Source organism: Steroidobacter sp. (genome assembly GCF_036402275.1).
Lineage (GTDB): Bacteria > Pseudomonadota > Gammaproteobacteria > Steroidobacterales > Steroidobacteraceae > Steroidobacter.
This window is the reverse complement of sequence record NZ_DASWTF010000052.1, coordinates 100758-127427: the sequence shown is the minus strand read 5'-3', so window position 1 is coordinate 127427 and position 26670 is coordinate 100758. Positions and strand designations below refer to the sequence as shown.

General features: G+C 62.7%; 20 protein-coding genes and 1 pseudogene. 8 read left to right on the top strand and 13 right to left on the bottom strand.

Annotation, left to right across the window (positions count from 1 at the left end; all coding sequences use genetic code 11):
* The first annotated feature begins 218 nt into the window (after positions 1 to 218).
* Both VGD45_RS31005 and VGD45_RS31000 read left to right on the top strand, forming a co-directional pair.
* Positions 219 to 1031, top strand: coding sequence for a hypothetical protein (locus VGD45_RS31005; RefSeq protein WP_331159288.1), 813 nt, complete (start codon positions 219 to 221; stop codon positions 1029 to 1031).
* A 72-nt stretch (positions 1032 to 1103) separates the two neighbouring features.
* Positions 1104 to 1925: an isocitrate lyase/phosphoenolpyruvate mutase family protein gene (locus VGD45_RS31000; RefSeq protein WP_331159287.1), complete on the top strand. Its 822-nt coding sequence runs from the start codon at positions 1104 to 1106 to the stop codon at positions 1923 to 1925.
* 46 nt (positions 1926 to 1971) lie between these two features.
* Here the strand turns inward: VGD45_RS31000 and VGD45_RS30995 are convergent, their stop codons facing one another.
* From VGD45_RS30995 to VGD45_RS30980, 4 genes are all read right to left on the bottom strand, one after another.
* Positions 1972 to 2538, bottom strand: coding sequence for a polymer-forming cytoskeletal protein (locus tag VGD45_RS30995; protein WP_331159286.1), 567 nt, complete (start codon positions 2536 to 2538; stop codon positions 1972 to 1974).
* A gap of 39 nt (positions 2539 to 2577) precedes the next feature.
* A complete protein-coding gene (locus VGD45_RS30990) occupies positions 2578 to 2958 on the bottom strand; it encodes a polymer-forming cytoskeletal protein (RefSeq protein ID WP_331159285.1) in 381 nt (126 codons plus the stop codon).
* Positions 2959 to 3222: 264 nt separating this feature from the next.
* Positions 3223 to 3588 (bottom strand): hypothetical protein, encoded by a 366-nt coding sequence (locus VGD45_RS30985; protein ID WP_331159284.1) that lies wholly within the window; start codon positions 3586 to 3588, stop codon positions 3223 to 3225.
* 133 nt (positions 3589 to 3721) lie between these two features.
* The gene (locus VGD45_RS30980; protein ID WP_331159283.1) at positions 3722 to 4084 is read right to left on the bottom strand and encodes a helix-turn-helix transcriptional regulator; all 363 of its coding nucleotides are present in this window, start codon (positions 4082 to 4084) and stop codon (positions 3722 to 3724) included.
* Between the two features lie 334 nt (positions 4085 to 4418).
* Between VGD45_RS30980 and VGD45_RS30975 the strand changes: the two genes are divergently transcribed.
* Entirely contained in the window at positions 4419 to 4838 is a 420-nt protein-coding gene (locus VGD45_RS30975) for a DUF6524 family protein (protein ID WP_331159282.1), read from the top strand.
* A 21-nt stretch (positions 4839 to 4859) separates the two neighbouring features.
* Here VGD45_RS30975 and VGD45_RS30970 read toward each other — a convergent pair whose 3' ends face one another.
* The 5 genes and pseudogenes from VGD45_RS30970 to VGD45_RS34465 all read right to left on the bottom strand — a co-directional run.
* Positions 4860 to 6959: a TonB-dependent receptor gene (locus VGD45_RS30970; protein ID WP_331159281.1), complete on the bottom strand. Its 2100-nt coding sequence runs from the start codon at positions 6957 to 6959 to the stop codon at positions 4860 to 4862.
* 33 nt (positions 6960 to 6992) lie between these two features.
* The gene (locus VGD45_RS30965) at positions 6993 to 8081 is read right to left on the bottom strand and encodes a DUF917 domain-containing protein (RefSeq protein WP_331159280.1); all 1089 of its coding nucleotides are present in this window, start codon (positions 8079 to 8081) and stop codon (positions 6993 to 6995) included.
* A 3-nt stretch (positions 8082 to 8084) separates the two neighbouring features.
* Positions 8085 to 9638 carry a hydantoinase/oxoprolinase family protein gene (locus tag VGD45_RS30960; RefSeq protein ID WP_349263400.1) on the bottom strand — a complete coding sequence of 518 codons (1554 nt, stop codon included), beginning with the start codon at positions 9636 to 9638 and terminating at the stop codon, positions 8085 to 8087.
* A gap of 100 nt (positions 9639 to 9738) precedes the next feature.
* Complete coding sequence (locus tag VGD45_RS30955; RefSeq protein ID WP_331159278.1) at positions 9739 to 12285, bottom strand: helix-turn-helix transcriptional regulator; 2547 nt, start codon at positions 12283 to 12285, stop codon at positions 9739 to 9741.
* Between the two features lie 1189 nt (positions 12286 to 13474).
* Positions 13475 to 13907, bottom strand: a pseudogene (locus VGD45_RS34465) (carbohydrate ABC transporter permease); the annotation flags it as partial.
* 262 nt (positions 13908 to 14169) lie between these two features.
* Between VGD45_RS34465 and VGD45_RS30935 the strand changes: the two are divergent.
* Positions 14170 to 14943, top strand: coding sequence for a FadR/GntR family transcriptional regulator (locus VGD45_RS30935; protein ID WP_331159274.1), 774 nt, complete (start codon positions 14170 to 14172; stop codon positions 14941 to 14943).
* On the opposite strand, the gene VGD45_RS30930 is transcribed toward VGD45_RS30935, so the two are convergent.
* The gene (locus VGD45_RS30930; protein WP_331159273.1) at positions 14924 to 16639 is read right to left on the bottom strand and encodes a sodium:solute symporter; all 1716 of its coding nucleotides are present in this window, start codon (positions 16637 to 16639) and stop codon (positions 14924 to 14926) included. The two genes, VGD45_RS30935 and VGD45_RS30930, sit on opposite strands and share 20 nt — an antisense overlap.
* Before the next feature lie 273 nt (positions 16640 to 16912).
* Between VGD45_RS30930 and VGD45_RS30925 the strand changes: the two genes are divergently transcribed.
* Genes VGD45_RS30925 through VGD45_RS30910 form a run of 4 tightly spaced genes read left to right on the top strand, consistent with a single transcriptional unit; the run spans position 16913 to position 22000 of the window.
* Positions 16913 to 18493, top strand: coding sequence for an aldehyde dehydrogenase (NADP(+)) (locus VGD45_RS30925; protein ID WP_331159272.1), 1581 nt, complete (start codon positions 16913 to 16915; stop codon positions 18491 to 18493).
* Between the two features lie 2 nt (positions 18494 to 18495).
* Positions 18496 to 19488, top strand: a complete 993-nt coding sequence (araD1, locus tag VGD45_RS30920; RefSeq protein ID WP_331159271.1) for an AraD1 family protein — start codon at positions 18496 to 18498, stop codon at positions 19486 to 19488.
* Between the two features lie 3 nt (positions 19489 to 19491).
* On the top strand, positions 19492 to 20418 hold the full coding sequence (locus VGD45_RS30915) for a Gfo/Idh/MocA family oxidoreductase (protein WP_331159270.1): 927 nt from the start codon (positions 19492 to 19494) through the stop codon (positions 20416 to 20418).
* Between the two features lie 13 nt (positions 20419 to 20431).
* Positions 20432 to 22000: an alpha-N-arabinofuranosidase gene (locus VGD45_RS30910; protein ID WP_331159269.1), complete on the top strand. Its 1569-nt coding sequence runs from the start codon at positions 20432 to 20434 to the stop codon at positions 21998 to 22000.
* Positions 22001 to 22743: 743 nt separating this feature from the next.
* On the opposite strand, the gene VGD45_RS30905 is transcribed toward VGD45_RS30910, so the two are convergent.
* From VGD45_RS30905 to VGD45_RS30895, 3 genes are all read right to left on the bottom strand, one after another.
* Positions 22744 to 23616 (bottom strand): SMP-30/gluconolactonase/LRE family protein, encoded by an 873-nt coding sequence (locus VGD45_RS30905; protein WP_331159268.1) that lies wholly within the window; start codon positions 23614 to 23616, stop codon positions 22744 to 22746.
* A gap of 69 nt (positions 23617 to 23685) precedes the next feature.
* Complete coding sequence (locus VGD45_RS30900) at positions 23686 to 25497, bottom strand: IlvD/Edd family dehydratase (protein WP_331159267.1); 1812 nt, start codon at positions 25495 to 25497, stop codon at positions 23686 to 23688.
* A 15-nt stretch (positions 25498 to 25512) separates the two neighbouring features.
* Positions 25513 to 26652: an aldose epimerase family protein gene (locus tag VGD45_RS30895; RefSeq protein ID WP_331159266.1), complete on the bottom strand. Its 1140-nt coding sequence runs from the start codon at positions 26650 to 26652 to the stop codon at positions 25513 to 25515.
* Between the last annotated feature and the right edge of the window lie 18 nt (positions 26653 to 26670).

Below are 26670 nucleotides of genomic sequence, written 5' to 3'. Positions count from 1 at the left end.
AAGTGTAGCGGATGCTGCGGCCGCTGCGTGCCTAGATGCAAACTGTCGTGGCTCATCGACAGCGGATTTTTTTCTGTTTCGAGTTTTTTCCGGGCCGAGGGAACGATGGACTGCGCTGGTTCGTCATGACCTCAGTTTCGACTTTCCACAAGGATGGCGGCCGGGTCGGGCCGCTAGACTTTTTTCGGGGCATCGTGGCCCCGTCCGCGAGGACACACATGGCTGCACCGACGCCGCTGCTGTGGACCGGAGGCTGGGATTCCACCTTTCGGCTGCTCTCGCTGCTGCTCCGGGAGCAACGCGAGGTTCAGCCTTATTACGTGATCGACAGTCTGCACTACCGGCCGGCCGTGCCCGCCGAGCAGGCAGCCATGCGAGCGATCCGGCAAACGCTGTTGAAACGCTATCCCGAGGCAGCTGTCAGATTAGCCGACACCGTCGAGTGCCGGCTTTCGGACATCGACGCCGACACCGAAACCCAGCGCTATTACGAGCGTTGCCTCGCCATCGGCTTCATCGGTGGCCAGTACGAATGGCTGGCGCGTTATTGCCGCCAGCACGACATCGAGGGCATGGAGCTGTCCATTCATCGGGACGACAAGGCTCGCGAGCTGCTCGCCGAGCTGATCGGCCCGAGCCGCGACCGACTCGATGCGAAATTCGCGGGCGACTGCCGTTACGAGTTGTTCAAGTCGTTCCGCTTTCCGCTGTTCGACATGACCAAACGGCAGATGCAGGCGGAAGCGCGCGCCGGCGGCTTCGATGATTTGATGCGGCTGACCTGGTTCTGCCACAAGCCTCGGCACGGACAGCCGTGTGGCACCTGCAATCCCTGCATCTACACCATCGAGGAAGGCCTCGGCGAACGCGTGCCCCTTAGCGGGCGGCTGCGTTATCACCTGCGTGTCGTGCCTCGCCTGCGGCACTGGCTGACGCGTCACCCGCATCTGTACATGCGAGTGCGAGCGTTGTATCGGCGCTTGCGCGCAGGCTCGGTCGGCCGGCCCGGCGCGTCGGCGACGGGAATCTGAATAAGTTTTTGACAGCGGTTGACGAGTTTGTCGCGTACCGTAGCGGCGAGTATGAATCTTGGAGACGCCGCAATGACTGCCACTCAGAAAGATAGAGCCGCCACCTTCCGGGCGCTGCACGAGCAGCCGCGCGCCTTCGTCATCGCCAATGCCTGGGACGCCGGCTCGGCGCAACTGCTCGCCGGGCTCGGCTTTCCGGCGATCGCCACCTCGAGCGCCGCCTCGGCCGGCACGCTGGGCAGACGAGACGGCAAAATCACCCGCGAGGAGGCAATCGCTCACGCGCGAACGCTGTCTGCCGCAGTGGATGTGCCAGTCTCGGCAGATCTCGAAAACGGCTTCGGCCACACGCCTGAACATGCCGCCGAAACCATTCGCCTCGCGGCCGAGGCCGGCGTGGTCGGCGGCTCGATCGAGGATCACAGCGGCGATGCGAGCCGGCCCATCTATGACTTCGAGCAGGCGGTGGAGCGAGTCACGGCCGCCGTCGGAGCAGCCCGCGCGCTGAGCTTTCCGTTCACACTCACGGCGCGCTGTGAAAACTTCCTCCATGGTCATCCCGACCTGGACGACACCATCAAACGCCTGCAAGCCTTCGAACGAGCCGGCGCGGATGTGTTATTCGCCCCCGGCCTGCCGGACCTGAAAGCCGTCCGGACGGTCTGCTCATCGCTGTCCAAGCCGGTGAACTTCATGGTCGGCATCCCCGGCCTGTCGTTCAGCGTCGCCGAGTTGCAAGATGCGGGCGTGCGAAGGATCAGCCTGGCCACTTCGCTGCACCGGGCGGCGATGAGCGGGTTGTATCAGGCGGCTCTGGAGATCAAAGACAAAGGAACGTTTGAGTTCTTGAATGGGCTGGTGAGCCCGAAAGTCCTTGGCCAGTTTCTCCGTTGAGACTTAGAGGGGCGTTGGCGAGGAGATCGTCCCCGCCAACGTCCTGCTACTTCCCGCCCAACACCTTCTCTGTTTCTTCCTCCGAAAGGGGTTGGCCTGGATTGATGGTTGGACTTTCCACCCGCTTCTTGGCCGCAGATGAGGCGGGCTGGCTGGCGCCAGCGCCGCTCATGTCGATGCGACCGTTGAACACAGCGCCGTCCACGAGCCCCACGCGGGGTGCGAAGATGTTGCCAGTAACGCGTCCGGTCTCGTGCACGACGATGGACTCGCTGCCGTATAGATCGCCTTCGACGCTGCCATCCACAACAACGACGCGGGCGTGAATGTTACCTACCACCGAGCCGTCGGTACCGATGGTCACACTCTGGGTGTGATTGATCGAACCTTCGATCCGGCCCTGAAGAATGAAATCTTCTTCGGCGCTGAGCTCGCCCTTGAACCGCAGGGTAGGACCGAGCACGGCGATCTTCCGCTCCGCCACTGGAGCCGGCTTGGAAGATTCAGTCACCGAAGGTGCGGGCGAGTGAGATTGGGGCATAGAGGCCAACGACGGCACGCGCACCGTGTCCGTGCTCGTGTCCTGCCGCTGATCGAATCCGAAGCTGCGCATACAAGATCTCCTCAATGTTTGTTTTCAAGGGGAGAACGCTCAGGTTCCCGTCTTGCTGCGCGCCGTCTGCGCAGACTTTTTCACATCCATGTCGACGGCGCCGTTGAACTTCGATCCTTCCACCAGGCACACCGACGGCGCGTGAATATTGCCGCGCAGGTTGCCCGTTTCTTCCACATACACCGAACGCTCGGCGCGCAGGTCGCCTTCGACCGTGCCTTCGACTTTGATCACCTGCGCGCTGATGCTGGCTTTCACCTTGCCTTCCTTGCCCACGGTGACGCGCTGAGTGTGTTTGATGGTGCCTTCGATCTGACCCTGGATCAGCAAGTCTTCGTCCGCCGTCAGCTCGCCCTTGAAGCGCAGCGTCGGCGGCAGGATGGACATCCGCTCGCCCGCGGTGTCATACGGATTGCTCATTGCTCTCTCCTTATCCGAAGTGGATTTGGCCGGAATATCTGGTCCCCGAAAGATGCTTGGCGCGCTCGCGACCGCACTACAGTGTGCTGCGAACTGCAGCACACTGTAGGCAGCGGCGCACGACCACAAGGAGAGTCAGTTCACAAATCACGCAGCGCGCGGCGCGCCGCATGCGATATCGCAGAAATGTCACCTTCCAAAAATTGTCACAATGTGTCTGCGACAGGGGTGATCCCTGAAGGCGTCACGCAACTGTAAAACCGATCAATGCCGCCGCAGCTTCTTCAACAGCTCGTGCAGGCGACCTTGCATCATATGAGCGCGGGCCTGGTAGTAACGCTCCGCCTTCTCCGGGTCACCCGCACGTTTGGCTGGGCGTTTTTTGTGCGCCGACGAGCGGCGCCGGTTTTGCAAGGCATGTGCGATATCCATGCCGATCTCGAGCGCCTCGTCGTCGCCCAGAAGGCCGGCAACCATGATGACTCCGGGCTGCGTGAACGCGAGCACCGGCCGCCTGTCCATCCGGCCGCGGTCGTGCGCCTTCGACAACTTGTAAAAGGCCGTGGGCTGAAACTTCCAGAGCTTGCCGCCGACACGGTCGTAAAAAGCCGTCAGGCTCAGGCCGAACAAGGCCGCGAGATCCGAATCTTTGATCGCCTTGCAGCCGCGAACAGTGATGATCAGCGGCGCGACCGTGCTTGGGAGCACTCGCCCGGAGCTACGCGCGACGGTCATACGAGTGCACCGTCGCGGAGCACGCTCGCTAGCGAGTGTTGCCCTCTTCCAGCACGTCGATGATCCGGATGACGAAGCGCTGCTGTGTTTTGGTCAGCCCTTGCAGACGCTCCGCATGCCGCATCGCGCGTGCCGACACTTTGCTTTTGACGGCGCGCACCGGCCGCGCCATGCCGACGAGCTCTTCGACCGAGATCGAAAACACCCGTGCGATTTTGGTCAGCAGCAGCACCGAGACGCGACGCTCGCCCAGCTCGTAGGCGAACACGGCCTGCTGTGAGACGCCGATGGCTCGCGCCAGCTCCGCCTGAGTGAGACCGCGAGCCTTGCGCAACATCGAGATGTGTGCACCGAGCGCCTTGAAGTAAGCACGACTTTCCTGCTTGATCACTTAGCTGGCCCATCGTTGTTCTTTCCTGCTACATTGGAAAACCTGGATTGGGATACGCGCTCGCAAATCCCTTAGAGGAGTCGGGCGTCGTTCCACTGTTTGTGATATCGAGATGAAACATTTCTCGATGTTTATTTTATTCAAGCCCGGACGTCGCATTTGCGTCTTTAGCGCGATTTTTTGGACATCGTTGTCAGGTCAAATCGACCAATCCTGCGCAAATGGTCTCCGCGCGTTGTCCCACGGAGGGAGTTCCGCGGGTAATCTTGCGGTGCTTCACACGGATCCTCGCCTCGCCGATACTGGAGTTCTTTTCGGCTCGAGGACGGCCAAGGTGAACGATCTGAGTTTCGGCGGGTTCCTGCTGCGGGCGGCGCTGTCGCTGCTGCTGGTGTTGCTGACCTTCAATCCCAGCGGCTATTCCTATGTTCACATGGTGGCCGACGGCTTCCCGAGCGTGACACCGGTGGAGGCCGTGCTAGGCATCCTGCTGCTGATCGGCTGGATCGTGTTCCTGGGCGCGACGCTCAAATCCATCGGCCTGATCGGCATGGTCCTGGCGTTCGCGCTATGCGCCGCGCTGATCTGGATGATCGTGTCCTGGGGCTGGGTGAGCCTGGAGAACACCAACGCCCTCACCTGGATCGGGCTGGTGATCCTGGCGCTGATCATGGCCATCGGCATGGCCTGGGCCCATCTCTACCGTCGCTGGACGGGCCAGGCGACGGTGGATGAGATCAACGAGGGGCAGTGACAGCGTGAACTGATCCTGGAGCTAGAACTGATAGCGGACCTCGACGCCGTAGGTGTCGGGCGAAGACGGCGAGCCGAGGTCCACGCCGGGCGCGCCGAACTCCAGTGAATTGAAGTCTTGCCAGTAGAATTCGTCGAGCACGTTGCGACCCCACGCGGTGGCCGTCCAGCGGTCGTTGCCGATCGAAACGCGCAGATCGAGCATGTTCACCGGATCGCGCACGTCGACGTTGTCGGGGTGCCAGTACTTCTTGCCCCAGCGGCCGTAGTCGACGCGGATCGTGCCGGTCAGCGAGCCCAGCGGAACCTCCAGCTGGCTGCCGAAGGAGAACGTGGACTTTTGCGTCTTGGGCGTGCGGTTGCCGCGCTCGGCGGGCAGGGTCAGCGTCGGATCGAACGATTTGATGTCCGAATCCAGCAGGCCCACCGCGCTCAGCAACGTCCAGTAGCGCGTCGCCTGTAACTGCCATTCCAGCTCGGCGCCGGTAAATTCGACCTTGTCGAGATTGTCGATGACCTGCGCGCCGCCTTGATTGAAGTCGATATAGAAGAACTGATAGTCCTCGCTGCGCGACTGGAACAGCGCGGCGTTCAGGCGCAGGCGACGATCCCACCAAGTCGATTTGTAGCCGACTTCGTAGTTCTGCAGCGTCTCCGCGTCGAAGGGCCGGCCGCCCACGCCGTTGAATCCGCCCGAGCGGAAACCTGTAGCGTAAGTCGCATAGATCAAGTGATCGTCGCTGAGCTTGTGATCGATGACAACGCGCGGCTGCACGTCACTGAACGACTTGCTGCGGGCCGGCCGAGTCGGGTCGCCTGCATTAGTTTGTTCCCGCTCGTCGCGGTCATAGCGCAACGACACACCGACCGTGGTGCGATCGGTGATGTCATAGTCGACCTGCGCGAACGCCGAATAGGCGTCGTTGTCATTCTCCTCGGCGTTGGAGATCAACGGAATGCCCGGGATATTGGCAATGAGCAAGTGCGCAACCGTATCCAGATCGCGCTCGGTGGCGAGATAAAAACCGCCCACGATCCAGCGCAAACGTCGATTGTCCGGTGAAGCCAGCCGGACTTCCTGACTCAGCAAAGTCACATCCAGCAGCTGGCGCTGATCGGCCTGCGGACCGAGCCCGAAGATACCCGCGGGACAATCGACCGGATTGCAAAAGTCCAGGTCGCCGTAGTAGTCCTCGGTGAGATCGGTGTAACCGGTGATCGCAGTCAGCGTACCGGCATCGGTGCGCCAATCGATCTTCACCGTCGCGTCGCCGATCTCACGAGCGCTGTTGCCGAGAATGTCTGAGCGTGGCAGCACTTCGCGGTTCGCGTTGCCGGACAGGGCGGGATCCATGGAGGCATCCATCACGGCCCCACCATCGATATCGGAGAACGATCCGCGCAGATCGATCGTCAACGCATCGGTCGCCAGGATCATGAAGCGCGCACGAATGTCCTTGGACTCGTAGAAGTCGACCTTCTCGTGCAGGAACGAATTCTCGATGGTGCCGTCGCTGTCCTTGTAAGCACCGGACAGACGGAACAACAGCTTGTCCTCGACGATGGGACCGGAGACGGCGCCGCTCGCCGTGCGTAAGTTGCCCGAGCCGGCGCCGACCTGCGCCCAGCCATCGAACTCATTGGCAGGCTCGCGCGTCACGATGTTGATTGCGCCGCCGATGGCATTGCGTCCATACAGCGCACCTTGCGGACCCTTGAGCACCTCGATGCGCTCGACATCGAACAGCTCCATGCGCAACTGCTTCTGGCTGTTCTGGGGGACGCCGTCGACGACGATCGCCACGGGCGAATCGGCATTGTTGATCTGAGCGACGCCACGAACGGATACGAAGCTGTTGCCGACCGTGAACGACTCGTCATACGTGACATTGGGCGTCATCGGCAAAATGTCTCTCGTGCTGCCGATGCCTCGCGCCTCGATCTCGGCGGCGGTAAAGGCAGTCACGGCGACGGGCACGTCCTGCAGTCGCTCGGAACGCCGCTGCGCGGTCACCGTGACTTCTTCCAGCATCAAATCGTCGGTCGTGCTTTGCGCCACGACCAAGCCAGGTTGGCTGACGAGTAACGCGATCAAGGCCGCGAGTGAATGTTTCTGAATCATGATGGCTCCCCGAGTTTTGTTTTGTTGCTGACGTCACGGCGCCGCTTCGATGGGCACGAAGGGCTCATCGAACCCGAATGCGCGTGGTCCCCAGACTTCCAGCGCGCGAGCGCTGCGCATGATCGGCGGCACGCTCGCACCCACCACTTTGACGCGCTGACCGTATTTCAGGTTCTCGGTGGTGATGGGCTCGGCCGTCTCCCGATCCAGAATGGCGATCAGGTCCGGAACGATGGCGACCGTGCGCCCGCCGGCGCGGGCACGCAGATATTCATTGCGGAACGTGACTTCGAAGCGGTGCTGGCCGGTGAAGTCCTCGATGATGGCGTGACCGATCGCCCAACCCCGCAGCGTTTCCCGCTCGAGATCGACGATCTTGCCGTCGAACAGCATCCGGCAGTGGCGGTAGTAGTCGGTCGTGCGCAGGTGAGCAAACAGGCTCTCGAACGGCTCGCGTTGTTTCTTGCGCGCCTGCCCTATCGCGCGGCCGATACCAAGTGCGAGACTGAGCGTGTCGCGAATGGCGCATTCCTTCACGGCTCGCCCACTCATCGGATATAGCGCCATCATGCAGAGCCCGCCCATGGGCACGACCACGGGTCGCGCCAACCTTTCCACGCGCAGGTTGTCGTCGGACTCGATCAGCACGACATCGCCGTTCTCGTCCGTCATCGCCATCGGCGCGCTGCGCTGTCCGAAAATGTTGAAGCTCACCATCTGCAGCTCGGGAAAGGCGCGCCCCATGCCGTCGGCATCGACCACCGGCAATCCGAGATGCGCGGCCATGGCAACTGGATAAAGCGCGTTCAAGCCGCCGATCTCAGCGCTCATGATGGCCGTGGCTTTGCGGCCGAGCCGATTTTCGAGGGCGCGTAGAACCCGCTCGCCTTCGGCGAAGCCGAGAATCTTTTCGACGATGACGGTAGGTGCCCCCATGCCCGCGATGGGAATCACCAGCGCATCGTCATCGAGCGCCTCGACCGGCAGCACGCTCGGCGGCGCCGATTTCTGGAGCGCTTGCTCCAGCAGCAAACGCCCGATGTAAGGATCGCCACCACCGCCGGTGCCGAGAAAGGCCGCGCCGCGAGCGAAATCGTGGGTATCGGACAGCTCGATGCGCATCTATCAAACTCCCAAGCCGGCGAGCTCGCCGACGGCTTTCACTCGAACGCGCACCGCGCCTCCCGGCAGGTACTGCAATGGCAGTTCCTCGACATCGGCGATCTGCACGGTGGCGCTGTCGGCGCCCGCGGCGACTGCCTCGTTGGTTGCGTCGGCGCGCGCTCGCTCCAGTGCAACTTCCCGACTCAACTGTTCATAGGAATAAACCTGATCGACCTCACCGCTCACCTGAGCGATGGCGGCGCCGATGGCATTCGCCACGCCGGCCTGCTTTGGAATGATCACTTGCGCCGCGCCTCGCAAAGTCGTGGGCGCAAGGATGCTGCCGCCGCCGACGAGCACGACGGGAACCGCGCTCGAGGAAGTTTTCATTCGATCGATGGCGTCTTCGATCATGGCGGCGATGCACCGCAGGGACTGAGCGACGAGGCCGCGCTCGAGATGCTTCACGGCATCGGCATCGCCCACCTTCGCCATGCCCGCCGCGACCGCGATGTCGGTGGCGGTCAGCGTCGATCCCCCGAAAACCAGTCCTTCGCTGCGCAGTTTGAAGCCGACCGAATCGTGACCGACGGTCACCGACCCGGCCGCTTGCCGCACACGGCTGCCGCCGCCGAGCCCGATGGAAAGCACGTCGGGCATGCGGAAGTTGGTGCGAACACCGCCAACGTCGACTGCTATGGAGCTTTCGCGCGGCAAGCCGCCAGAGAGCACGCCAACATCGGTCGTCGTGCCGCCGATGTCCGCTACGATGCAGTCGGTCAGGCCGGTGAGAAATCCTCCGCCGCGAATGCTGTTCGTCGGGCCGGAAGCAAACGTGAGAACGGGATAGCGCGCCGCGACCTGCGGCGGCATCAACGTGCCATCGTTCTGACTCACATACAGCGGACAACGGATATCGAGCGCGGCGAGGGCATCGCTGAAGGAGCGCACGACATCGCCTGCCATCGCCGACAGCGAGGCGTTCATGATGGCCGCGTTCTCGCGCTCGATCAGACCGATGCGTCCGAGCTCATGCGACAGCGTGATCGCGGCTTCTGGAATGACCTTCGAGACGATGTCGCGAGCAAATTGCTCCTGCGCTGCGTTGACCGGAGCAAACACCGAAGAAATGGCAACGGCCCGCACTCCAGCGTCACGAATCGCCTCCGCCGCGGCCAGGATTTCCGCGCGCACCGGTTCGGCGATCTGGCTGCCGTCATAGTTATAGCCGCCGCGGACGACATGCGCGGGTCCCGCGACGACATCGCGCAATCTATCCGGCCAATCGGCGAACGGCGGCAGACTGGTGGTTGCCGGCGCGGCAAGCCGGATGACGCCTACCCTGGCCAGTGCGCGTGCCTGGACGAATGCGTTAGTGAAATGCGTGGTGCCTATCATCACCGCGCCGATCTGGGCGCCTTTGGCTTCCGCCTGCCGCAATACTTCGGTCAGCGCGTTGCGGATGCCCGAGCCCACGTCCGCAGTCGTTGGCGATTTAAAGGCGGCGCGCACTTCGCGACCCAGCATGACGACCGCATCCGTGTTGGTGCCGCCCACATCGACGCCGATACGCAAGAGAGGTGTTTTCATTGCCCGGTCATTAAGAGATCCGGGCCGGGCGCTGACAATGGCAGCGTCGGGTAGGCGGCGGTCGCGACGGCGGGTAGGGCCGCTGCTATGAGTGCAACGCACGCACCGCTTCGGCGCGTGAAGTGACTCCGAGCTTGGTGAAGATGTTTTTCAGATGAAACTTGATGGTGTTGTCCGAGACTTGCAGCGCCCGCGCGATGGCTTTGTTGGTCAGGCCCTGAGCCAGCAATCTCAGCACCGCCTGCTCACGCTCGCTCAGTGCGGCCGCATCTGGTTCGGCGCCACTCTGCCAGTCCATCACGATGGAGTTGATGAACTGATCGCGTACGCGCGGCAAACGCGCCTCGGCGTCGGAAATTGTCTGAGCTTGCGCCAACGGCAGCAGCGCCGGGCCCAGGTCGCGAAACAGCTGCCGGTGGCCTTCGAACATCGCCCGGCTGATGGCTGCGTCGAACTCCCGCCGCGCGTTCCAATGTTCCCCGAGCGCATGTAATGCGAGTGCTCGCAAGGCCAGTGCTTCGATGTGTACTCGCCAATGACCGGTGGAGTGAGTGGCGTCCACCAGCTTGCCGAGCAATGCGAGCGCTGCGCTGGCCTGGCGTCTTTGCAGTTCGAGCCTGGCGAGCGCCAGCTCACGACGGAATCGGATGCGAGGCGATTGCTCTACTGCGAGCCGGGCGCGTGTTGCTGCCTCCAGCTGCATGACTGTAGTCGTGTCAAGCTCGCCCGCTGCTACGCGCTCGTTCAACTCCAGCACATCGGCAAGTTCTTCCAATCGCGAGATGTCTCGTGCTGCCGCCGTCTGCCTGGCGCGGCGAATGACATCGAGAGCCGGATCGAGTCCGCCACGCCTGCGCGCGATGGCCGCTGCCGTGGCATAACTGCGAGCCAACAACTCGTACCAGCTCTCGCCTTGCTCCATGGCTGCCAAGGCTGGCAACAGCAGCGCCTCGGATGCATCGACGTCGCCCAGCTCGTATAACGTCACCCCCAGCATGCAAGCGGCAACAGCTTCGGTTTCCGTGTTTGGCCCCGTGGTGTCACGGGCAAGATGCCAGGCCTGTCGCAACAACGCTTCGGCATCTCGCAGCCGGCCGCTTTCCACCAATGCGCAGCCCTGGTGAACATACACGAACACTTCGCCGAAGATGGAGTCCTGGGCGCGATAGTGGCGAGTCGCATCGTCGCCCACCGCGAGCGCGGCCACTAAGTCCCCGGCTTCGATATACATGGAGCACAAGATATTTCCATACGTCGCGCGTAGCACATGCTCATCGTGCGGCAATCGCGCTGCCTGCGCCGCCAACGCCACGCACTCACGGTGCGTAACCGGAGCGTCTTCGTAGCAGGCCACGCAGGCTTCGATGACGGCGGCGTCGTACTCGATCAGAGGGTCCGTGACCAGGCGCAGATCGATGCGTGACACCTCGCGGCGCGCCTCGGCGATCTTGCCCTGCTTGCTCAGCATCAATATCCAGGCCAGATGAGAGCGCGGAAACTTTCTGAGAACGCTGACCGGAATGCGTGTGAGCGCGTTGCGCGCGAGGCCGATGTTGCCAGCAACGATCAACCGCCAGCCTCCCGCGCGCTCGAACAGCCCGGCCAGCAGATCCTCGTCGCTGGTGGCGAGCGCGTGACGCACGGCTTCGGCGTGCAAGCCGGCGTCGAAGAACCATTCGGCGGCGGCTCGATGGAGCGATATCTCCTCATCGGGGGCATGAGTACGCAGCTCCGCGAGCGCCGTGTCGCTGAGCAGGCGGTGATAACGAAGCCAACGCTCACCGGCGTCCCAGTGACTGACGAGCAGATCCTTGCGCTCGAGCGAAGCAATGATGTCATCGACATTCCGATCGGGGCACAAGGCCGCAGCGAGAGCTTGCGAAAAGCGATCGACCACGCACGTGCGTCGCAGGAATTCGTGCTGATCCGGCTCGAGGCTGCGAAGGATCTGTTCGGTGAGATAGCCGCGCAGGTCAGCGCCGGGATTGGCGAGCGCGGCCAGCACTTGCTCCGTGCGCCAGCCAGCGCCCAACCATTGACGCACGGTCGCGAGCGCGATGGCCCAGCCGTCGGCGCCCGTCGCCAGGCGACTCAATTCCTCATCGCTCAGCGATGCCACGCCAGGGTTGAGCAGCCGACGCGTTTCTTCAGCCGTGAAGCGCAGCTCGTCGGCACTGATTTCGAGTCGCGCCTCGGCGCCGCCCGATTGCAACTTTGGCAGCGATGGCCGCACGCGACCTGCAATGACAAAGCTGATGCGCGCAGCCAGCGTGTCGATCAGCTTGGCCAGCGCTCCACCCACGGCATCGCGGCGCGGGCGCTGACTGAACAGGCGATGATAGTCATCGATGATCACGACAGTGCGGGCTGTCGAGCGCTCGATCGCCCCGGTCAATGCCGCCACGATGGAAGTCACCGGTACATCTGGAAATCCGCGCGCGGCGGCGGGACCGAGATGCCCGACTTCGATGCCGCTCGCCTCCAGCGCTGCTGTGAGGTAGGCAAAGAATTGCAGTGGCTCGGCGTCGTCCTCGTCGACCGACAGCCACGCAACGCGAACGTTCTGACTCCGCAAGCAGCGCGCCCATTCGGCTAGCAGGCTGGTCTTGCCGAATCCCGCAGGAGCGTGCACCAGCGTAAGCCGCGACTTGAGCAACGCGGGCAGCCGCTTGCGCAGGCGGTGCCTGGGTATGAGCCGATCCGTTGGCGCGGGTGGTTCGAGTTTCGTGCGGATCAGCCACATGGCGCGGCCAGTAATACCGCAACCCGGGCCGAAGGTCGATAATTCCGCCCGCCAGCGGCGGTCAGATAGTGACCGAGCGTGTGGCCGGCGATGCCTTGCGACTCCCAGCCACCGTACAGCTCGCCTTTGGGCTGCAGTCCTCCTTACGCCGGCATCGTGACGATGACGTTCCAGGACAACGGCTTCAGGCGCGCGCTGACCACTCCCTTGGCGATGGAAACATCCGTGCGCTCCCTTGGCGACACTGCATTCGGCGCGCTCTTGCTGTTGATTGCTTTGAGATCCGCATGATGCAGCTCGCTGGCCAGCGAAACCTTGCGCCCGTCGCCCAGTCCGCGCAGTTCAACGCGCCGCCCACGATGAGCGCATCTTCGAAGTTGTAGATTTCTTCGATCAGCGGCGGCGCCTTCGGCCAGCCCGGCTTGCGCAGGTCGGCTGGGCTGTGTGCCTTGTACCAGACGTTCCACTCGTCCAGCGACAGCATGATGCGCTTCGGCGACCGGCGCTTCGCGGCCACCGCGTCGCCGATGGCGGCGACTTCCTTGATGAAATAATCGAGATCCTCGATGACGGTGAAGAATTCCTTGATGTCGTCCTTGTCGTTGCGGAAGTACGCGTGCAACGAGATGTAGTCGACCTCGTTGAAGCAATGATCGAGAACTTCGTATTCCCAGGCGCCATAGGTAGGCATGGCGCGCTGTGAAGAACCGCATGCGGCAAGTTGCAGATCGCTATCGGCCCAGCGCATGACCTTGGCGGTCTCCTGCGCAACGCGGCCGTACTCCTCCGCGGTCTTGCGACAGATCTGCCAGGGCCCGTCCATCTCGTTGCCCAGGCACCAGAATTTGATCCCGTGAGGTTTCTCATAACCGTGCTCGCGGCGCAGATCCGAGTAATAGGTGCCACCGGGATAATTGCAGTACTCGAGCAGATGACGCGCTTCATCGGGGCCGCGCGTGCCAAGATTCACAGCAAACATCGGTTTGACATTCGCCGTGCGGCACCAGGTGATGAATTCGTTGGTGCCGAACTCGTTGGTTTCGGTAGATCCCCACGCCAGATCCAGGCGCGTCGGAGGCGGCACCTGTTGTAACGCCGCCAGAAACAACATCATCGGCAACCCGATGCACCACCAGATGGTCGTGATCGCAATGGCCGGCAGTGCGAGATCGGCATTGCTGAGGAACGGATCGGCGCACGTCCGAAAGCTTCGAGCAGATTCGCGAGGAAGCCGCCGTCGGGCGCGAACACCACTTTCCACAACAGCGTCACGATGGTGACGGAGAGCACCGACGAGGAAAAGAACACGCCGCGCAGAATCGCCGCCGTACGCGTCTGACGGTTCAACGCCCCGCGCCGAGAAACACCTGGTCGTCGAACAGACGAGAAAAATTCTCGAGGCCCACGAAGCGCCGACCGCCGAACAGATCGGCCTTGTGCAAACTGAGCCAGAACCCGGCAAACAGCGGGTACACCAGCAATGTCACATAACTCAACTCAATCCCAGGCATGCGCGCGGCCGCTGGTTTTCATCCCCCTACCTCCGCTATTCGCTCTTAATTCGAGCGATATAACTCAGACAATTTCATGGTAACCGACTTTCGATTTGTCAGGCAAATGGCTTGGAGGCATTTTGGGCAGGGGCGAGCCGGCGCGGCAATCGGAACGCAAATCCGCACGGCCCCTGCGCATCCGCGGGCGGCGTGCGTAAACTACTGGCGTGAACGCCGGGCGACGGGTCTGTCCGTGACCAGCGTTTCGAGGGAATCATCGATGTCGAACAAGAAGTCCATGGCCGCGAAGGCCAATGCCAAGGCGCGACGGAAGTCGCTGCGCCTGCATGGAACCATCGCGCGCGATTTGGGGGTGCTGATCGTCTCGGGGCGCTACAAGCCGGGCGACATCCTCAATGGGGAAATCGACGCGAGCGATCGCTTGCAGGTGTCGCGCACGGCCTATCGCGAGGCGGTGCGCATCCTCGCCGCCAAAGGCCTGGTGGAATCGCGGCCCAAAGTGGGCACGCGAGTGAGCCCGCAGGCCCGCTGGCACATGCTCGATCCGGATGTGCTGTCGTGGATCTTCGAGTTCGAGCCGGACGACACGCTGCTGTCCAACCTGTTCGAGTTGCGCAAGATCGTCGAGCCCGAGGCGGCGGCGCTGGCGGCGATGCGCCGGTCCGACGAAGAGCTCGATGCCATGGAAAAGGCGCTCGAAGGCATGGCCACGCATACCCTGGCCAGCGAGGCGGGTCGCCTCGCCGACCAGGAGTTTCACTCGGCCATGCTGCGCGCGAGCGGCAACGCTTTCATCGTGTCATTGACCAGCGGCGTCGGCGCCGCGGTGTCGTGGACCACGATTTACAAACAACGTCAGAACCCACTGCGCCGAGACCCGATCCCCGACCACCAGAAGGTGTTCGAAGCGGTCAAAGCCTCCGACCCCAAGGCCGCGCACGCCGCCATGTTGAACCTGGTCGAGCTTGCGCAAATGGACACCACCAACTCGCGCAAGCCCAAGACCAAGACCGCTAACTCAGCCAGAAGCTGAAGTAGACGTACAACCCGACCACCAGCGTGACGATGACGATGGCCAGCACCTTGTTGCCGGTGTCCCAGCTGCGGCTGATTTCTTCGCCGTGCAGGGCGCGGATGGACGAGTAAGTCAGGCCTTCGATCTGGGCCGCTGGCGGCGGCGGGCTGGTCAGCGAGCCGACGATCATCAGGATGGCGCTGAGCACGAACAGGATGCCGGTGGCGTACAGGAAGTTGAAATCCCCGATGGCGGCGAGCCACGCCGGGTCCGCGATCTTGTTCGCGCCAAAAAACGCCTGGCAAGTCAGTTTGAACATGCCCAGCACGAAACCGCCCGCCAATGCCCACACTGCACCCCGGCCATTGAGCCGCTTCCAGAACAATCCGAGCAGGAACACGGCGGTGATAGGCGGCGCCAGATAACCCTGCACGCTTTGCAGGTATTGATACAGCCCGCCGCCGGAGATGACCTTCATCACCGGAATCCACAGCAGGCCGAGACCCACCACCACGGTGGTGGCGATACGGCCGACCGTCAACAGATGCTGCTCCGATTGTCCGGGCCGCAACTTTTCATAGATATCGACGGTAAACAGCGAGGCGCTGGAGTTGAACAGCGATGCCAGCGAGCTCATCAGCGCCGCGAGCAAGCAGGCGACGATCAGCCCGCGCACGCCCGACGGCAGCAACGCCGTCACGAGCGTCGGAAACACCGTGTCGCCATCGATGACGGACACGCCGTCGACGACCTTCATCGGCAGCGCGAGCAGACCCTTCTGATGCAGAGCCCAGCCGATCATGCCGGGGATCAGGAAGATCAACACCGGCCATACCTTCAAAAGACCGCCGAACAGCGCGCCACGACGCGCCGACGGCAGATCTTTCGCCGACAGCGCACGCTGCACGATGTATTGATCGGTACACCAGTACCAGATGCCGATGATGGGCGAGGCGATGATCACGCCCAGCCAGGGAAAATTGGGATCGCTTAGCGGCCGCCACAAGGCGAAATTCGTGGCGTTGCTGCTGGCGGTCGCGATCAGCTCGCTCCAGCCCGCGCCGACGCCGTTGCCGTCACCCAGCTTGGTCAATCCCACCCAGGTGATGACGAACGAGCCGAACAAAATGATCACGGCCTGCGGCGTCGCCGTCGCCATGATGGCGCGCATGCCGCCGAACACGGTGTAAATGCCCGTGAGAATCACCGTCGTGAACGCGCCCACCCAGAAGGCGTTGTCGCGCGAGCCGAACGTGTCGGGCAACAACGCCTGGAACACGATCGCGCCGGCGAACACCGTGACGCTCACCTTGGTGAACACATACGCAACCAGTGAGACGACCGAAAGAATGGTGCGCGCCCGCGCGTTGAAGCGGCGCTCCAGAAATTCCGGAATCGTCTGCACGCCCGACTTGTAATAGAACGGCACGAAAAAACCGGCGAGCAGGATCAGCACCCAGGCGTGCAGCTCCCAATGCGCCATGGCCATGCCGGTAGAGGCGCCCTGCCCGGCCAGCCCGACGATGTGCTCGGAGCCTATATTGGAAGTGAAGATGGACGCCCCGATGGTAATGAACCCGGCGTTACGGCCAGCGAGGAAGTAGTCCACGCTGTCGCGCTGATGTCGGCCATACCACCACGCCACTACGCCGATGACGACGAAATACAGCCCGATGACGACCCAGTCGAAGCCTGTCAGATATGAATTTTGCACCGATGCACCCCCAGCTTTTGTTGAGCGGCCTTGTTCAGTGTTGGCGCGAGTGAGTTAATGCCGTCGCGACGTGACCCCCTGCCACGCCCGCAACGGCAACCATGGTCATTTTTCCCCGCCCGCGACTGCAAGGCCGCAACCGGGGAAGCTTCAATGGTAACGCTACCTTAAACTCTCGACGGTCCCAGCGAGCTGCGGTGATTGCCCGCCACGGCGGAACTGGGATATTGTCTGAGTATATCAACGGCACAAAGTTTACGCGGAGAATCTCCCATGCCCCTGACCGGTCAGCTATTCATCGGTCGCGAACGCGTCGCGACCCCCCAAAGCTTTCGCGCATACAACCCCACCTCGGCCGCTTACCTGGAGCCGGAGTTCAGCTCCGCCGGCGCGGCCGAAGTAGAGCGCGCCTGCCAACTGGCCAGTGAGGCTTTCGACCAGTACCGCGCTCTGGACAGCGAAACGCGCGCCAAATTCCTCGAGACTATCGCCGATCGCATCATGGCGCTGGGCGACGAATTGCTCGAGCGCGGCCATGCGGAGTCCGGCCTGCCGATCGCACGCCTCACCAACGAGCGCGGCCGCACCGTCGGCCAACTGCGACTGTTCGCCGATGAGCTGCGCAAGGGCGGCTGGCAAGGCGTGCGCATCGACCCCGCGATGCCTGATCGCAAGCCGATGCCGCGCGCGGATCTGCGTCAACGCAAGATTCCGCTCGGCCCCGTCGTCGTGTTCGGCGCCAGCAACTTCCCGCTCGCGTTCTCGGTCGCCGGTGGAGACACTGCCTCCGCGCTCGCGGCCGGCTGCCCCGTCATCGTCAAAGGTCACTCGGCGCATCCGGGCACGAGCGAGTTGGTCGCATTCGCCATCACCGAAGCGGTCGCTCAGTGCGGTCTGCATCCGGGTGTGTTCTCGCTGTTGAACGGCAACGGCCGTGAGCTCGGCTCGGCGTTGGTGGCCGATCCGCGCGTCAAAGCCGTTGGCTTCACTGGCTCGCGCGGCGGTGGTACGGCGCTGATGAAGATCGCTCAGTCCCGGCCCGAGCCGATTCCGGTGTACGCCGAAATGAGCAGCATCAATCCGGTGCTGTTGATGCCCGGTGCGCTGGCCGCTCGCGCCGAAGCGCTCGGCAAGGAATTCGTCGCGTCGCTCACCATGGGCGCAGGACAGTTCTGCACCAACCCCGGCCTGGTGTTCGCGCTCGAAGGCCCGCACGTGGATACGTTCATCGCCTCCGCCAGCGCCGCGCTCGGTGGCTCGCCGCCGCAAGTCATGCTGACTGCGGGCATTTACGATGCTTATCAAAAAGGCGTGGACCGTCTCGCTGCCAACAAGTCGGTGAAGACGATTGCGCGGGGTGCTGACACCCAAGGCAAGAACTGCGGCCGTGGCGCTCTGTTCTCCATTACGGCCAGCGCGCTGCAGGCCGCTCCGGAAGTCATGGAAGAAGTGTTCGGCGCCTCTTCCGTCATCGTTCGCTGCGCCAACGAGGCGGAGATGATCGACGTGCTGGAAAAGATCGAAGGTCAGCTCACCGCGACGCTGCATGTCACCGAAGAAGACTACGCGTTGGCCCTGAGCATCATTCCCACGCTGGAGCGCAAGGTCGGACGCATTCTCGCGAACGGCTGGCCGACCGGCGTCGAGGTGTGTCATGCCATGGTCCACGGCGGTCCGTATCCCTCGACTTCGGATGGCCGCACCACGTCGGTGGGCACGCTCGCCATCGAACGTTTCCTGCGTCCGGTGTGCTACCAGGACATTCCTGACGCGCTGCTGCCGCATGTGTTACGGCGAGGCAATCAATCTTCCTTGCCGCATCGACTCGACGGCGTCTACAAGACCGGAGCTTAAAGATGAGTTTGCGTTTGATACAGGTGCGCGCTGCTGACGGGCAGCGCACCGTTGCGGCTGTCGGTGACGATGGTGTCGCCCGTAAGGTGAAAGGCTTCTCCAGCACGTACGCGCTGGCGCAGGCCGCACTGAAGAGCGGCGCCACGCTCGCCGCCACTGTCGCAGCAAACATTGCCGACGAACGTCTCGATCTGCAGGAACTGCAGGCGTCGAAGCGCCTGCTCGCTCCGATCGATCATTCGGATCCGGCACACCTGTATCTGACGGGCACCGGCCTCACGCATCTTGGCTCGGCCGAAGGCCGGGACAAGATGCACAAGGCCGCGGCCGGCGGCACGCTCACTGACTCCATGCGCATGTTCAACATGGGCCTGGAAGGCGGCAAACCCGCCGCGGGTCAGGTCGGCGTGCAGCCCGAATGGTTCTACAAGGGCGACGGCTCTTCAGTGGTCGGCACCGGCGAGGCTCTGCCCTCGCCTGACTTCGCCCTCGACGGTAGCGAGGAGCCGGAGATCGCCGGCATTTATCTCATCGACGCCGCGGGCAATCCGCGGCGTCTCGGTTTCTGTCTGGCCAACGAGTTCTCGGATCACATCACCGAGCGTGGCAATTATCTGTGGCTCGCGCATTCGAAGCTGCGTCACGCAGCGCTGGGCGCGGAGTTGCTGGTCGGCGATCTGCCGGCCGACGTGCGAGGCATGAGCCGCGTCATTCGCGATGGCAAGACGCTGTGGGAAAAGCCGTTCCTCACCGGCGAATCCAACATGTCGCACACCATCGCCAACCTCGAACATCATCATTTCAAATATGGATTGTTCCGTCGGCCCGGCGACGTGCACGTGCATTTCTACGGCACGGCCACGTTGTCCTTCTCCGAAGGTATTCAAACTCGCGAAGGCGATGTGTTCGAGATCGAAGCGCCGCCGTTCAGCTTGCCATTGCGCAATCCGCTGAAGCGCAGCGAATCGCCCACCGTCGGTGTCAAGGCGCTGTAACTCATGAGCCCGATCAAACTGGCCATCGTCGGCTTGGGCAAGATCGCGCGAGATCAGCACCTGCCGTCGCTGGCGGCGAATCCAAACTATCAGCTGGTGGCTGTCGCCAGCCCCAACAACAAACTCGATGGCGTGCCCAGCTATCCCAACCTCGAAACCCTGCTGCGTGAGCAGCCGGGCGTCGAAGCGGTTTCGCTGTGCACGACGCCTCAGGTTCGTTATGACATCGCCCGATACGCGTTGGAACAAAACCGGCACGTGATGCTCGAAAAACCGCCGGGCGCGACATTGAATGAAGTCGCGGCACTGGTGGACCTCGCGCAGCAACGTCAGCTCGCTTTGTTTGCAACCTGGCACTCGCGCGAAGCCGCGGCGGTCGAACCGGCGCGCGACTGGCTCGTCGGACGCAAGATTCGCAAGGTGCAGGTCACCTGGAAAGAAGATGTGCGCGTGTGGCATCCAGGGCAAGCCTGGATCTGGAAGGCCGGCGGGCTGGGTGTGTTCGATCCCGGCATCAACGCGCTTTCCATTATCACGCGCATCCTGCCGCAACCTCTGGTGCTCAAGGACGCGGAGCTGTTCTTCCCTTCCAATTGTGAAACGCCGATTGCCGCGCAGCTGAGCCTGCAAGGCGCGCGCGGCTTGCCGGTGAACGCGGAGTTCGATTTCCGCCAGACCGGCCCGCAGAGCTGGGACATCGACATCGAAACCGACGACGGTCATCTGCGGCTCGCCAAGGGCGGCTCGGAAATGTTCGTCGACGGCAAGCCGACCGTCCAGGCTCCGGATCGCGAGTACGCCAATCTGTACGCGCGCTTTGCACCGCTGGTTCGCGAGCGTCGCATGGACGTCGATCTCGCCGCATTCCGTCTGGTCGCCGACGCCTTCATGTGCGGCCGACGTTCCATCGTGGATCCTTTCATCGAATAGAGGACAAACAAAGATGTCGATCAAGCAGGGGGCTCTGCGCCTGACCGCCGCGCTCGGTCTGGCGACGGCCGGTTTCGTTCCTTTTTCGGCCGGCGCGGCCGAATCGGTCGCGGTTTCCGTGACCATCCAGGCCGACAAGCCTGGCGCCACCATCGATAGAAACATTTACGGCCAGTTCGCCGAGCACCTCGGCCATGGCATTTACGAGGGAATCTGGGTCGGCGAAGACTCCTCCATTCCCAACACGCGCGGCTATCGCAACGACGTGGTAGCGGCGCTGAAGAAGTTGAAAGTGCCGGTGGTGCGCTGGCCCGGCGGCTGCTTCGCCGACGAATATCACTGGCGTGAAGGTATCGGCCCGCGTGATCAGCGACCAACCAAAGTGAATACTCACTGGGGCGCTGTCGAGGAGCCGAACAGCTTCGGCACGCACGAGTTCCTCGACTTCGCCGAGCTGATCGGCGCGGACGCTTATGTTTCCGGCAACGTCGGCTCGGGCAGCCCGCAGGAAATGGCGGAGTGGGTCGAGTACATCACCTCCGATACGAAGTCGACGCTCGCCGAGCTGCGTCGTAAGAACGGTCGCGAGAAGCCGTGGAAGCTGCCGTACTTCGGCGTGGGCAATGAGACCTGGGGCTGCGGCGGCAACATGCGGCCGGAATATTTCGCCGACCTGTACAAGCAGTTCCAGACCTTCATCAAAGCGCCACGGGATAACCAGCCGCTGAAGATCGCCAGCGGCGCCAATGTGGCTGACTATCACTGGACCGAAGTGATGATGTCGCAGGCGGTCAAGCACATGGATGCTTACTCGCTGCACTACTACACGTTCCCCGGCCGCTGGGAAAACAAGGGTCCGTCGATCGGCTTCACTGAAGATCAGTGGGCGTCGACTTTGAACCATGCCCTGCGCATGGAAGAGCTGGTGACCAAGCACTCGGCCATCATGGACAAGTACGACCCGGACAAGAAGGTCGGCCTGTACGTCGACGAGTGGGGCACCTGGTATGACCCAGAGCCGGGCCGCAATCCTGGCTTCCTGTACCAGCAGAACACTCTGCGTGACGCTCTGGTCGCTTCACTGACGCTCGACATTTTTCATCGCCACGCGGACCGCGTGAAGATGGCGAACATCGCGCAGATGGTGAACGTGCTGCAGGCGATGATCCTCACCGACAAAGAGAAGATGACGCTCACGCCGACGTATCACGTGTTCGAGATGTACATCCCGTTCCAGGGCGCGACGTCCTTGCCCGCGGATGTGCAGGCCCCGACGTATCAGCGTGGCGAGTGGTCGTTGCCTCAGGTATCTGTATCCGCTGCGCGTGACGCGGCTGGCAAGTTGCACATCGCCTTCACCAACGTCGACCCGAACCGGGCTGCTTCGGTTTCGACCAAGATCAACGGCGTGAATGTGAAGTCGGCGTCCGGGCGGATTCTCACCGCATCTGCGCTCGACGCTCGCAACACTTTCGATAAGCCGGAAGCGGTTAAGCCGGCGCCGTTCAAGGCTGGTAAGAAAGGAAATGAGTTGCGGGTTGAGCTGCCGCCGAAGTCGGTGGTTGTGGTCGCGGTGGAATAAGAGGCTCAGTGGTTCGCAGCGCCGGGGTGGGGTATCTCCTCCCCGGCACCGCTGCACCCGCCTCGCCACGCTATCGCGTGTCGGCTGCTTGTACGTCCCTGTAGCGCTATTGGGCCGACATCCCTGTCGGTCCCAATTGCCGGGGAGGAGATACCCCACCCCAGCGCTGCCGACGCGTGCGTGGCAACTTGAAACAAACAGAGAAGAGTTGCGGCGGTGGGTTGACGCCGCCGCAGTTCCTTTGTGATTAGCTTCGCTGCCACGGACCCGAGCGAGCAAGGAGAAGGAGGCTTGGCAGCAGGCGCATAACGCCGCCGCGCTTTTTTTGTCCGTTAGCTTCGCTGGCTCGGAGGAGAAAGGCATTTGCGACGGCGATATAAGCCCCCGCAGTGATCGGGAATCAGGTTCGCTGGCCGACAGGCCAAGCGAACAAAGCGAAAGAAATAATATTCTGCGGCGGCGGTATAAAACCGCCGCATGATCTTTCGCGAGGTCAGTTCGTCTTTGGAGGGCGAGCTACGAACAAACCGCTCTTCACCGCTCAATCGGCCGCGGACGTCTCGGCAGCGTCAGGGTGGGGTATCTCCTCCCCGGCAATTGGGACCGACAGGGATGTCGGCCCAATAGCGCTACAGGGACGTACAAGCAGGCGACACGCGCTAGCGTGTCGAGGCGGGTGCAGCGGTGCCGGGGAGGAGATACCCCGCCCTGGCGCTGCAACCCACCGAGGCATGTCTGACTCCTTAACCAGCAAACAACCCCGGCGGTAGACCGCGAACCCCGCCAGCATCGACCTCAAACAGCGCCCCAGCAAACTTCTCTTTACTCCGATCCAGCAGCTTCGCCGCCGAAGTAACAAACATCCGGTCCAAGTTCGGCCCCGCGAAGGTGATGCTAGTAATCTGCGGCGCAGGCAACCGAATCTCACGATCGAGTTTCGCATCCGGCGACCAGCGGCTGATTCGCGAGCCGCCCCAGTGGGCGATCCAGATGAAGCCGTCGGCGTCGGTCGTCATGCCGTCCGGCGCTCCCATTTCGTCGGTGAACTTCAGCCACACTCGTTTGTTGCTGAGCTCGCCTTCCCGCGACAGGTCGAAGCGGTAGATCGTCTTGAGGCCAGTATCGGTGTGATACATGATGTCCTGCTTGGGGCTGAACGTCGGGCCGTTGGTAATGTTGTAGCCTTCGTCGACGCGACGCAGGCTGAAGTCCGGGTGCATGCAATAGAACGAGCCGGTCGTTTCCTTCAGCGCGGCATCCATGGTGCCTGCCCAGATGCGTCCTTGCTGATCCACCTTCGCATCGTTGAGTCGGTTGCCGGGAAACTCTGGCTCGGGATCGACGATCAGGCGAAGCGCGAACGGCTCCAGGTCCAGCTCGTGGAAGCCGCTCTGCAAGCCCGCGATAAAGCCTGGCTTGTTACGACGTTCCACCAACCAGCCAATCCGCTCGGAAAAGGACCAGCGCTGCACGCTTCCGTCAGCGAGCGAGTAGCGATAGACGAAGTGCGAAAGGATATCGACCCAGAAGATGGCGTTGTGCCGGGCGGACCAGAGCGGACCTTCGCCCAGCTCGTCTCGCTCTTCGCGAGCGATCACTCGCCATGGTTCGGTCATAGCAAACCTCGTTAGAAATAGACAGCTCCCGCGCGAGCCAGTCTCGCGCGGGAGTGTGTGTACTGAGAATCAGTGATTGTGACGCGGCACGCCCTTGGTCTGGGCGAGGCGCTGATACTTGACCGCCGACTCGAGCACCGCGCCGGTATCCGCCTGCCCAACGTCCGCGCGCTGCATTTCCTGCCACGGCGTCTGGCTCGCGGGCACCGGATAACCGCCCGCCTCCTTCAGAGCCTCGCGACGGCGATTCAGCTCCTCATCGCTGATGAGAATGTTTGCTTCGCCCTTGCGCAAATCGATGCGCACGCGATCGCCCGTCTTGAGCAGCGCCAGGCCACCGCCGACCGCGGCCTCGGGCGAAGCATTCAAAATCGAAGGCGATCCCGAGGTTCCCGACTGCCGGCCATCGCCGATGCAAGGCAAGTTGTGCACGCCTGCCTTGATCAGATTCACCGGCGGCCGCATGTTCACCACTTCCGCCGCGCCGGGATAACCGATCGGCCCCGCGCCCCGCATGAACAGCAAAGTATTCGCGTCGATCTGCAGCGACGGATCGTCGATGCGGGCGTGATAGTCCTCGGGACCGTCGAACACCACGGCTTTGCCCTCGAACGCCTCCGGATCCTTCGGATTGGAAAGATATCGGGCGCGGAATTCCTCGGAGATCACGCTCGTCTTCATGATGGCCGAGTCGAACAGATTTCCTCGCAGCACCGAGAATCCAGCGCGCTTCTTCATCGGCTGATCGAACGGCTTGATCACATTCGTATCCAGAATGCTCGCGCCGCTGCAGTTCTCGCCGAGGCTGCGACCGTTCACGGTGAGCGCCGACTCGTTGATCAACTTCTGCTTCATCAGCTCGGCCACGACCGCCGGCACGCCGCCCGCTCGATAGTAGTCTTCACCGAGGTATTCGCCGGCCGGCTGCAGGTTCACGAGCAAAGGAATATCCAACCCGTACTGCTGCCAGTCATCGACGCTCAGCTCCACACCGATGTGCCGCGCGAGCGCATTCAAATGAATGGGCGCGTTGGTGGAACCGCCGATGGCTGAATTCACGCGAATGGCGTTGATGAACGCTTCGCGCGTGAGAATGTCGGAGGGCTTGCGATCCGCCCACACCATTTCGACGATCTGCTTGCCCGTGAGATAGGCGCACTCCTGGCGATCGCGCAGCGGCGCGGGAATGGCCGCCGAGCCGGGCAGCGACATGCCGAGCGCTTCGGTGAGGCTGTTCATGGTGGTCGCCGTGCCCATGGTGTTGCAGTAACCCGTCGACGGCGCCGAGGAGGCGACCAGTTTGATGAAACCTTGATAGTCGATCTCACCCGCAGCCAGCAGTTCGCGCGCACGCCACACGATGGTGCCCGACCCGGTGCGCACACCCTTGTACCAGCCGTTGAGCATGGGGCCGACCGACAACGCGATGGCCGGCATGTTCACCGTCGCCGCCGCCATCAAACACGCCGGCGTGGTTTTGTCACAGCCGATGGTCAACACCACGCCATCCAGCGGATAACCGAACAGCACTTCGACCAGGCCGAGATACGCCAGGTTGCGATCCAGGCCGGCGGTCGGCCGCTTGCCCGTCTCTTGAATCGGATGCACGGGAAATTCCAGCACGATGCCGCCTGCCTCGCGAATGCCTTCGCGCACGCGCTCCGCCAGCACCATGTGATGACGATTGCACGGCGACAGGTCGCTGCCGGTCTGCGCGATGCCAATGATGGGCTTGCCCGACTGCAGCTCCTGCAGCGACAGGCCGAAGTTCATGTAGCGCTCCAGATAGAGCGCCGTCATGTCCGCATTGGCGGGATCGTCGAACCAGGCGCGCGAGCGCAGTCGGCGAGAGGCGGACGGATTCGAATTGGATGAGGTCATGGTTCGACTTGGAGGTCAGGAAGCTTGAGGGGCGGTGGAGAAACGCAGCACCATGGTGTTGACGTACGTCTGCCCGGGGTTCAGGCGCGCGTTGGGAAAGTCACTGCGGTTGGGCGAGTCCGGAAACACTTGCGGCTCCAGACAGAAACCGTCGCCCTGCCGGTACACGCGCCGGCTCTTGCCAACGCTGGTGGCGTCCAGGAAATTGCCGGAATAGAACTGCACGCCCGGCGCGCTGGCGAGCAGCTCCAGCACGCGGCCGGACTGCGGATCCTCGACACGAGCGGCGGGGCGCAACTGGCCCGGCTCGCCATCGACGATGTAGTTGTGATCGTAGCCGCGGCCGATGTGCAATTGGTCGTCGCTGCCCTGGCGAATGCGCGCGCCAATCGTCTGCGGTTGCCGGAAATCGAACGCGGTCCCCGCAACCGAACGACGTTCGCCCGTCGGAATCAGCGTCTGGTTGACCGGCGTGTACTGGCTTGCGAACAAAGTCATGCGATGGCCGAACACGTCGACGGGCGTGTCTTCACCCGCCAGATTGAAGTAGCTGTGGTTGGTGATGTTGACGATGGTCGGCTTGTCGGTGGTGGCGCGATATTCGATCGCCAGCTCGTTCTTGTCGTTGAGCGTGTAGGTCGCGGTCACCTCGAGCTTGCCCGGGTAACCGCCCTCGCCGTCGGCGCTTACATAAGAGAGCACCGCCTTGGCCGGCGAGCCGGAGCTCACCGAGTCGATTTTCCACAGCACTTTGTCAAAACCGCGCGTGCCCCCATGCAAGTGATTGGGGCCGTCATTGGTCTCGAGCTGATACTGCTTGCCGTCCAGCTTGAACTTGCCGGCGGCGATGCGATTGGCATAACGCCCGACCGTCGCACCGAAATACTGCGGCTGATCCAGATACTGCTGAGCCGTGGCGTAACCCAGCACCACGTCGGCCACCTTGCCATTGCGATCCGACGCCATCAGCTGCTGGATGACGCCGCCGAGCGCCAGGATGCGCACGGACATACCGCGCGAGTTGGTCAGCTCCGCCGACTCGACTTTGCGGCCATCGGCCAGCGTTCCGAACTCTCCACGCCGGGCATCCACCGCGCCGGCCGCACCAACAACACCATTGAGCACGAAGACCCCCAACAGCCATCGACTTACCATTCCTCCGCCCCGGGAAGG

Excerpts from the sequence above, each read along its gene's own strand:
- VGD45_RS31005 (WP_331159288.1), top strand. The coding sequence starts at position 219 with ATGGCTGCACCGACGCCGCTGCTGTGGACCGGAGGCTGGGATTCCACC.
- VGD45_RS30965 (WP_331159280.1), bottom strand. The coding sequence starts at position 8,081 with ATGCGCATCGAGCTGTCCGATACCCACGATTTCGCTCGCGGCGCGGCC.
- VGD45_RS31000 (WP_331159287.1), top strand. The coding sequence starts at position 1,104 with ATGACTGCCACTCAGAAAGATAGAGCCGCCACCTTCCGGGCGCTGCAC.
- VGD45_RS30910 (WP_331159269.1), top strand. The coding sequence starts at position 20,432 with ATGTCGATCAAGCAGGGGGCTCTGCGCCTGACCGCCGCGCTCGGTCTG.
- VGD45_RS30915 (WP_331159270.1), top strand. The coding sequence starts at position 19,492 with ATGAGCCCGATCAAACTGGCCATCGTCGGCTTGGGCAAGATCGCGCGA.
- VGD45_RS30895 (WP_331159266.1), bottom strand. The coding sequence starts at position 26,652 with ATGGTAAGTCGATGGCTGTTGGGGGTCTTCGTGCTCAATGGTGTTGTT.
- VGD45_RS30995 (WP_331159286.1), bottom strand. The coding sequence starts at position 2,538 with ATGCGCAGCTTCGGATTCGATCAGCGGCAGGACACGAGCACGGACACG.
- VGD45_RS30935 (WP_331159274.1), top strand. The coding sequence starts at position 14,170 with ATGTCGAACAAGAAGTCCATGGCCGCGAAGGCCAATGCCAAGGCGCGA.
- VGD45_RS30990 (WP_331159285.1), bottom strand. The coding sequence starts at position 2,958 with ATGAGCAATCCGTATGACACCGCGGGCGAGCGGATGTCCATCCTGCCG.
- VGD45_RS30970 (WP_331159281.1), bottom strand. The coding sequence starts at position 6,959 with ATGATTCAGAAACATTCACTCGCGGCCTTGATCGCGTTACTCGTCAGC.
- araD1 (WP_331159271.1), top strand. The coding sequence starts at position 18,496 with ATGAGTTTGCGTTTGATACAGGTGCGCGCTGCTGACGGGCAGCGCACC.
- VGD45_RS30900 (WP_331159267.1), bottom strand. The coding sequence starts at position 25,497 with ATGACCTCATCCAATTCGAATCCGTCCGCCTCTCGCCGACTGCGCTCG.
- VGD45_RS30905 (WP_331159268.1), bottom strand. The coding sequence starts at position 23,616 with ATGACCGAACCATGGCGAGTGATCGCTCGCGAAGAGCGAGACGAGCTG.
- VGD45_RS30925 (WP_331159272.1), top strand. The coding sequence starts at position 16,913 with ATGCCCCTGACCGGTCAGCTATTCATCGGTCGCGAACGCGTCGCGACC.